2 tRNA genes and 1 rRNA gene are annotated in these 2,160 nt (G+C 48.4%); all 3 read right to left on the bottom strand.

The window, feature by feature from the left end:
* Positions 1-110 precede the first annotated feature (110 nt).
* The 3 genes from RFW85_RS16635 to RFW85_RS16625 all read right to left on the bottom strand — a co-directional run bounded on the left by RFW85_RS16635 (position 111) and on the right by RFW85_RS16625 (position 1,915).
* Positions 111-186 (bottom strand) — tRNA-Ala (locus RFW85_RS16635).
* Positions 187-241: 55 nt separating this feature from the next.
* Positions 242-318, bottom strand: a tRNA-Ile gene (locus tag RFW85_RS16630).
* 59 nt (positions 319-377) lie between these two features.
* Positions 378-1,915 (bottom strand): 16S ribosomal RNA (locus RFW85_RS16625).
* Positions 1,916-2,160: the final 245 nt, after the last annotated feature.

Raw genomic sequence — 2,160 nt, 5'->3', positions numbered from 1 at the left:
GCCTTCGTCAGGTCATGCTTAATACCGTGATACTTAAATCACAGAAGTTAATAAACCAAGACCGAAATCTCTATTTACTAATTTCTGTAATCCGAACTTCTCTTAAGTTCTGGTGGAGACTAGGAGAGTCGAACTCCTGACCTCCTGCGTGCAAAGCAGGCGCTCTACCAACTAAGCTAAGTCCCCAGCTTACATCATCAGTCATGTATCTTTTATCTATAACTTCAACCAGTCAAAGTCATGGTGGGTCTGACAAGACTTGAACTTGTGACCCCACGCTTATCAAGCGTGTGCTCTAACCAACTGAGCTACAGACCCTCAGATACATCTATGAAGAACAACTTGTTGTGGATTCTTACCAATCGTCAATCTTTCGTTAAGGAGGTGATCCAGCCGCAGGTTCCCCTACGGCTACCTTGTTACGACTTCACCCCAGTCATCGGCCACACCGTGGTAACCGCCCTCTTTGCAGTTAGGCTAGCTACTTCTGGTGCAACAAACTCCCATGGTGTGACGGGCGGTGTGTACAAGGCCCGGGAACGTATTCACCGCGGCATTCTGATCCGCGATTACTAGCGATTCCGACTTCATGGAGTCGAGTTGCAGACTCCAATCCGGACTACGATCGGCTTTTTGAGATTAGCATCCTATCGCTAGGTAGCAACCCTTTGTACCGACCATTGTAGCACGTGTGTAGCCCTGGCCGTAAGGGCCATGATGACTTGACGTCGTCCCCGCCTTCCTCCAGTTTGTCACTGGCAGTATCCTTAAAGTTCCCGACATTACTCGCTGGCAAATAAGGAAAAGGGTTGCGCTCGTTGCGGGACTTAACCCAACATCTCACGACACGAGCTGACGACAGCCATGCAGCACCTGTATGTAAGTTCCCGAAGGCACCAATCCATCTCTGGAAAGTTCTTACTATGTCAAGGCCAGGTAAGGTTCTTCGCGTTGCATCGAATTAAACCACATGCTCCACCGCTTGTGCGGGCCCCCGTCAATTCATTTGAGTTTTAGTCTTGCGACCGTACTCCCCAGGCGGTCTACTTATCGCGTTAGCTGCGCCACTAAAGCCTCAAAGGCCCCAACGGCTAGTAGACATCGTTTACGGCATGGACTACCAGGGTATCTAATCCTGTTTGCTCCCCATGCTTTCGCACCTCAGCGTCAGTGTTAGGCCAGATGGCTGCCTTCGCCATCGGTATTCCTCCAGATCTCTACGCATTTCACCGCTACACCTGGAATTCTACCATCCTCTCCCACACTCTAGCTAACCAGTATCGAATGCAATTCCCAAGTTAAGCTCGGGGATTTCACATTTGACTTAATTAGCCGCCTACGCGCGCTTTACGCCCAGTAAATCCGATTAACGCTTGCACCCTCTGTATTACCGCGGCTGCTGGCACAGAGTTAGCCGGTGCTTATTCTGCGAGTAACGTCCACTATCTCTAGGTATTAACTAAAGTAGCCTCCTCCTCGCTTAAAGTGCTTTACAACCATAAGGCCTTCTTCACACACGCGGCATGGCTGGATCAGGCTTGCGCCCATTGTCCAATATTCCCCACTGCTGCCTCCCGTAGGAGTCTGGGCCGTGTCTCAGTCCCAGTGTGGCGGATCATCCTCTCAGACCCGCTACAGATCGTCGCCTTGGTAGGCCTTTACCCCACCAACTAGCTAATCCGACTTAGGCTCATCTATTAGCGCAAGGTCCGAAGATCCCCTGCTTTCTCCCGTAGGACGTATGCGGTATTAGCATTCCTTTCGAAATGTTGTCCCCCACTAATAGGCAGATTCCTAAGCATTACTCACCCGTCCGCCGCTAAGATCAGTAGCAAGCTACCTCTCTCCGCTCGACTTGCATGTGTTAAGCCTGCCGCCAGCGTTCAATCTGAGCCATGATCAAACTCTTCAGTTAAAATCATTTTGCACCTTATTTAAAGACAAGGTGCCAATTCTGGCTCATCAATTACTGACTTAAATTTCGCTCAAATAAACTTCGAGTAATTTAAACCAATCAATCAATGAAAATTATTTCGATTAATCAATCAGTAAAAATCCACACAAGTTGTTCTTCAATTCTCTTAATGATTTTTCTGCTCTTCGTCAGAGACAGAATTCAACGCAATACTAAGCTTTCATCTTAACCCTGTAAGCTAAGAT

It is taken from the genome of Acinetobacter sp. 12966 (genome assembly GCF_031196995.1).
Taxonomy (GTDB): Bacteria; Pseudomonadota; Gammaproteobacteria; order Pseudomonadales; family Moraxellaceae; genus Acinetobacter; species Acinetobacter geminorum.
This window is presented reverse-complemented; position numbering and strand designations above follow the sequence as displayed.